Here is a 5,594-nt window from a genome sequence, read left to right as displayed (position 1 = left end):
AGCTTTTAACCACGGAGAGCACGGAGGACACAGAGGGGGGAAGAGGAGAGAGGAAGCGGAGTCGTGGGCGAATTCGCTTGAATTGCTGCGCGTCGCTTTTGAGTAAAAAGCCCAGGGAAGGCCCTCGAAATCGTCACTATCACCGACGATTTGGAGGGCCTTCCCTGGGCTTAGCGGAAATGACGCTGTTGTACTTGAGCCTGGCTTATTTCCCCATCGCTTCCATGAACCGCTCGAACAGGTAGCTGCTGTCATGCGGGCCGGCCGAGGCTTCCGGGTGGTACTGCACGCTGAAGGCTGGCAGCGTTTTGTGGCGGACGCCTTCGATGGTGTTGTCGTTCAGGTTGCGGTGGGTGACTTCCAGATCGCTTGGAAGCGACTTCTCGTCGACCGCGAAGCCGTGGTTTTGGGAGGTGATCTCCACCAGGCCGGTTTCGTGGTTCATGACCGGCTGATTCGCGCCGCGGTGGCCGAACTTGAGTTTGAACGTGTGAGCGCCGCACGCCAGCGAAAGCAGTTGATGGCCCAAGCAGATGCCGAAGACGGGTTTTTTGCCAAGCACGCCGCGAATGGCTTCGGCGGCGTACTCGAGCGGTTCGGGATCGCCGGGACCGTTGGAGAGGAACACGCCGTCGGGTTTCTGGGCGAGGATTTGTTCCGCCGTGGCGTTGCCGGGGAGGATCGTGACGCGGCAGCCGCGTTCCGCCAAGTGCCGGGGGATGTTCCACTTCATGCCGTAATCCATGGCCACGACATGCGGCGCACTGTCCTGCGACGCGTGGCGTTCGTCGGGATGGAACACTGCGAGCGGGTTGAGTTTTTCGCTCCACTCCCGCGTTTGCGTGCCCATCACTTCCTGAACGAGGTCGCGCCCGACCAGGCCGCGACTGGCGCGGGCTTTGACCACGAGGCTGGCGTCGTCGAGGTCGATGGTCGAGAGTACGCCCTTCATGGCGCCTCGATCGCGGAGCCGGCGGACGAGTGCGCGGGTATCGATGCCGGAAATTCCAACGACGCCGGCTGACTTGAGATAATCGTGCAGCGATCCGTCCGCGCGGAAATTGCTCAACCGCCGGCTGTATTCGCGGACGACGAAGCCGGCCAGATGTAGTCCGGCGCTTTCGACGTCTTCGTGATTCACGCCGTAGTTGCCGATTTCCGGATAGGTCATCGCGACAATCTGTCCGCGATAACTCGGATCGGTCAAGATTTCCTGATAGCCCGTCATGGAGGTGTTGAAGCAGACTTCACCGTCGACTTCGCCCTCGGCGCCAAAGCCGCAACCGGTATAAACGGTTCCATCCTCTAATGCGAGTTTCGCGCGCACCGCCATCACTTAAAGTCCTCAGGAGAAACGGCCCGATACGTTCTAACGGCTGTGGGTCTCCGGGCAAAGCAAGCCTTCACAGGCGAGCGACCGTCCGGACAGCCTTTTAGAGGGCTCCTGTCCCGGCGAACAGGAGCCCTCACTTTTTGCGCCCGTGGATTTTATCACGCTGGGCGTCAGCGAAGAAGTGGCGCGGTTCCGCAGCTACTTCGCAGCAATTCAGTGCTGCCCGCGAAACACGCGAAATACGCGAAAGGCGTGTGCCCCTTCCGAGCTCTGATGTAATTGCCAGGCGGACTGGTGCCTGCACTTTGGGATGTGTCAGGTAAACAATCCCAGCGGCCCCCAGCTTTCGCGTGTTTCGCGGGCCACTCTGAATGGAGCTAGCGGCGTTCCGCGGGGCGATCCGCGGTGGATTGGTCGTGGAGTTGCGTTTCGTAGTTGTGGGCGAAAACGACCACGTGCCAGGGGTGGGGCATGCCGAAGAGGGGCATTTTCAGGAGGGAATCCTGGGCTGAGAGATGCCGCTCGCGCAGGTCGTACATCGCCAACGCCTTGACGGTCCGCTCGCGGCCATGCTGGCAATGGATCCAGATCGGGTAGTTCGCCGGATCGTCCAGAATCCGCTCCATTTCCCCGACGCTGGCGTAGTTCAGGTCCCAGGAGTCGTTCGGCGGGAACGACAACTCGATCAGCTTCGCTCCGGCCCGGGAGACCGCTTCGCGCTGGGCCTCGCTGCGATCGTTGCCCATTTCGCCGGGATAACAGAGATTCACGACCGTTTTGACGTGGTAGCGCGGGATCAGTTCGGCGAAGACGTCGCTGTCGAGCCAGGCGGAACGATAGACCTTGCCGGCCTCGTGGACCGCAAAGTGTTTGTAGCGCTGATGTTGGCGATACCAAACGCCGCTGGCTACGACGCCGACGACCAACAATGTCAGCAACACCCAGCGCCAGCGCCGCCCGGGAGTGCGCAGGGCGGAATCGTGTGTTGCTGGGGATTTTGCCGGATGCGTCATCGCGTAATCGTCTCGGTAGGCACGGGCTCGTCGTCTGGCCGGTGTATGTATCGAAATTGTCGCCGAGCGGCAACATGAGCCCGCGCAGGTTCGGTCACGGCCTGCTAAGCTGGCGAGGTATGGCAAAACGCATGACGAAGCAGCGAAAACAGGCCGCGCCGAGCGCCGAGACCCCGGAGGGGCCAGGATTCGTCCGGATTATCGCCGGCGATTGGCGGAGACGGCAGTTGCCGTATCACGGCGATCGGCGGACACGGCCGATGAAGGACCGCGTGCGCGAGAACGTCTACAACCTGTTCCAGCAGGTCGTGGAAGGGACGCACGCCCTCGACTTGTTTGCCGGGACCGGGGCGCTCGGCTTCGAGGCGCTCAGCCGCAAGGCGGTACGGGCGACGTTCTGCGAGCAACACGCCGGGGCCGCGGAGCAAATTCGCGCTAATGCCGCCATGCTGGGCGCGGACGACCGGGCGCATGTGGTGACGGGCGACACCTTTCGCTATTTTGCGACCTTTACGGACGAGCGCGAGCCATGGCTGGTGTTCTGCTCGCCGCCGTACGATTTTTACGTTTCGCGGCACGATGAACTGCGGGATCTGATCCGCGGACTCTACGACCGCTCCCCGTCCGGAAGTTGGTTCGCCATCGAATCCGACTCCCGCTTCGATGCGGCGACCTGGGACTGGGCGGAATGGGATATCCGCCACTATCCGCCGGCCGTGGTGGCGATCGCCGGGAAGTAGCGCAACAAAAAGAGCCGGAAGCGCGAATGCTTCCGACTCGGATTGAACGACTCGTGGTTCGTTGCGAAGACTATTTCGCACCAATGTTCGAATCGAAGACCCGCACGGATTTCCACGTGCTTTTGTTTTCTTCGATGAATTGCAGGTGCCGCGGGGCCGTCTGGTAGGCGTCGTGGGCGGCGCGATTTTTGAAGACCACGTGCAGGCCCACGTCGAAGTCGCGGACGTTCACCGGGCGATCCAGATCGTCGGCGATGATACCGGCCGAGTAGTAGACCGTGCCGTCGTGGTCGTTCAGGTACTTGTCGCAGGCCGCGGCCAATTTGGCGCGATTTTCCGGCGTGCTGTCACTAAGCGTGAAAAAGACCATGTGCGCTAACATTGGTTCCGCGGCTTCTCCCTTCTCGTCGGGGAAAGCGGCCGCGCGTTCCGGCAGCAGCCCTCCCTGAATGGTGATGGTGGCAATCAATACGGCCCCGGCGGCCGACAACAAGGCCCAGCGTTTCATCGCGGCGATCTCCAGAAGCGAATGGGAACGAAGGACCGGCGAATATAACGCTTTTGCCGGGCGAGGTCGAATCTCCGGCGGCACGGATGGCAGAGGAGTTAACCGCGAAATGCGCGAAAAAACGCGAAAACTGGGAGAGTTGCGATCGTCCGCCGATGGCGTTGATCGTTCCCGCTATTTCGAGCGGCAGCGGTGATGAGCGGCCCAGAACATTTCGCGCGATTTTGCGTTTTTCGCGGTTGCGCCCGTCTTCGTTAATCCCATTTCGCAACTGTGAATTTGACTTCCCCGAAAGAGTGACCTAGGTTTTCTTAGCCTGAAGTGCAGGCACACTCATCTCAAGCGACCCGTTCGGGTAAATCTGGAAGGTAGGTGGTAACCATGTCTAAGCTGTTCAATTTCCTGCGCGACGAAGATGGGGCAACTGCCGTGGAATACGCGGTGATGCTAGCCCTAATTCTGCTGGTGGCGATTGGCTCCATCTCGACGCTCGGAGCGCAATCCGGCGGCATGTGGGGCGGAATCGACGGCGATTTGACCGCCGCTGGCTTCGGCAACTAGGCGTCGCTTGGAGCGGCGCCGCTGGCAAGTTATGTAAGCGAGTCTGGCGGTGTGCGCCGAGGCCTGGCCGCGTAAGTGGTTAGGTAGCCGGTGTTTTCCGTTCGTGGTGTCGGTTTGGCCGGCGCAGTCGGCGGAGTATTTGCCGAGGTTTGGCCAGCTTGATAAGATGACGTGGTTACGAGCCACGAAGCCTGCCGGGGCAGCGGCGGGATCATCCGTCGTCTCCCCACTAATGCCATGCACGACCACTCCGGGTGGTACTTATACCTGGGTCGCTGGGCCGGGGTGCGCGTCAAGCTGCACGCCTCGTTCGTGTTCTTGGCGGTGCTGCTGGTTTACATCGCGACGCTCACGCCGGCGGCCCCCGCTCATGCGGCCTGGCATGCCCTGCTGACCACGCTATTGCTGTTTGCCAGCGTCGTCCTGCATGAATTCGGCCATTGCCTCGCCGCCTGGCGACTCGGCGGCAGTGTGAGTCAGGTCGTGCTTTTTCCGCTCGGGGGACTGGCCTCGGCGCATTTCGACGGTGAGCCCCAAGACGAAATGCGCGTCGCAATGGCCGGGCCGACGGCGAATCTGCTCGTCTGTCTCGGCTTGCTGCCGGTGATGTGGTCGATGGACGTCGAACTGATCCGATTGTTCCATGTGCTGCGGCCGCCGGCGTTGGGCAATGCGATGTCGCTTCGCCTGATCTTGGAGACCACCTTTTATCTCAACTGGGTGTTGACGATCGCGAATCTGATTCCGGCGATGCCCTTGGATGGCGGCCGCATTCTCCGCGCGGCACTGACGCCTTCGGTCGGAGCGAACCAAGCCTCGCTGGTAACGGCGCGGACCGGCCAGTTCATCGCTTTAATCTTGCCGCTGCTGGCTTGGGGGGTCGGGGTGTTCGACGTCGGCGCCAACTTTTGGGCGCCGGTGGCTGTCGTGAGCATTCTGTTGTTCTTCAGCGCTAAGCAGGAAATCGAGCGGCTGATGGACTCCGAGCAGGACGAAGGGGGCCCATTCGGTTACGATTTTTCACAGGGTTACACCAGTCTGGAGCGCCGCCTGGCCCCGCCGACGCCGCGCCGCAAGAACACGGTGCAACGCTGGCTGGAACGCCGCCGCCGCGCCCGAGAGCAGCTGCGTTTGGAGACCGAAGCGCAAGAAGAACAACGCCTCGATGGCATTCTCGCCCGCTTGAACGAAGTGGGCATTCAGAACCTCAGTTCCGAGGAACGCGACATTCTGCGCCGCGTGAGCCAGCGCTATCGCAACCGGTAATAGTTCGCCAACGACCGTGCGCGAACCGATGTGGCGTGCGAGCACTCCGGTATTTCGCGTGGACGTTCGTGCCCACACTAGGCCTTGTCTCAAAACGCGATTTTGACGTCATATCGCAGGTATTGTAAGAGGCAGGCCCATTTGATCATGCCGGCGAAGTTTCGGGTTGTTTT

6 protein-coding genes are annotated in these 5,594 nt (G+C 61.3%); 3 read left to right on the top strand and 3 right to left on the bottom strand.

The window, feature by feature from the left end; translation table 11 throughout:
• Positions 1–205 precede the first annotated feature (205 nt).
• Positions 206–1,333, bottom strand: a complete 1,128-nt coding sequence (gene carA, locus SGJ19_20070) for a glutamine-hydrolyzing carbamoyl-phosphate synthase small subunit (protein ID MDZ4782550.1) — start codon at positions 1,331–1,333, stop codon at positions 206–208.
• A 377-nt stretch (positions 1,334–1,710) separates the two neighbouring features.
• Entirely contained in the window at positions 1,711–2,346 is a 636-nt protein-coding gene (locus SGJ19_20065; protein ID MDZ4782549.1) for a hypothetical protein, read from the bottom strand.
• Between the two features lie 131 nt (positions 2,347–2,477).
• Here SGJ19_20065 and SGJ19_20060 point away from each other — a divergent pair, with 131 nt between their 5' ends.
• Positions 2,478–3,086, top strand: a complete 609-nt coding sequence (locus SGJ19_20060) for an RsmD family RNA methyltransferase (protein ID MDZ4782548.1) — start codon at positions 2,478–2,480, stop codon at positions 3,084–3,086.
• Positions 3,087–3,156: 70 nt separating this feature from the next.
• On the opposite strand, the gene SGJ19_20055 is transcribed toward SGJ19_20060, so the two are convergent.
• A complete protein-coding gene (locus SGJ19_20055) occupies positions 3,157–3,594 on the bottom strand; it encodes a Dabb family protein (GenBank protein MDZ4782547.1) in 438 nt (145 codons plus the stop codon).
• Between the two features lie 381 nt (positions 3,595–3,975).
• Between SGJ19_20055 and SGJ19_20050 the strand changes: the two genes are divergently transcribed.
• Positions 3,976–4,155: a Flp family type IVb pilin gene (locus SGJ19_20050; protein ID MDZ4782546.1), complete on the top strand. Its 180-nt coding sequence runs from the start codon at positions 3,976–3,978 to the stop codon at positions 4,153–4,155.
• Between the two features lie 237 nt (positions 4,156–4,392).
• A complete protein-coding gene (locus tag SGJ19_20045) occupies positions 4,393–5,421 on the top strand; it encodes a site-2 protease family protein (GenBank protein MDZ4782545.1) in 1,029 nt (342 codons plus the stop codon).
• The last annotated feature ends 173 nt before the right edge of the window (positions 5,422–5,594 follow it).

Source organism: Planctomycetia bacterium, assembly GCA_034440135.1.
Taxonomy (GTDB): Bacteria; Planctomycetota; Planctomycetia; order Pirellulales; family JALHLM01; genus JALHLM01.
The sequence above is the reverse complement of the archived record's forward strand: the minus strand, read 5'-3'. Positions and strand labels throughout refer to the sequence as shown.

Bases quoted from the DNA above. Each gene is read 5' to 3' on its own strand.
- SGJ19_20055 (MDZ4782547.1), bottom strand. From the start codon at position 3,594: ATGAAACGCTGGGCCTTGTTGTCGGCCGCCGGGGCCGTATTGATTGCC.
- SGJ19_20045 (MDZ4782545.1), top strand. From the start codon at position 4,393: ATGCACGACCACTCCGGGTGGTACTTATACCTGGGTCGCTGGGCCGGG.
- carA (MDZ4782550.1), bottom strand. From the start codon at position 1,333: ATGGCGGTGCGCGCGAAACTCGCATTAGAGGATGGAACCGTTTATACC.
- SGJ19_20060 (MDZ4782548.1), top strand. From the start codon at position 2,478: ATGACGAAGCAGCGAAAACAGGCCGCGCCGAGCGCCGAGACCCCGGAG.
- SGJ19_20065 (MDZ4782549.1), bottom strand. From the start codon at position 2,346: ATGACGCATCCGGCAAAATCCCCAGCAACACACGATTCCGCCCTGCGC.
- SGJ19_20050 (MDZ4782546.1), top strand. From the start codon at position 3,976: ATGTCTAAGCTGTTCAATTTCCTGCGCGACGAAGATGGGGCAACTGCC.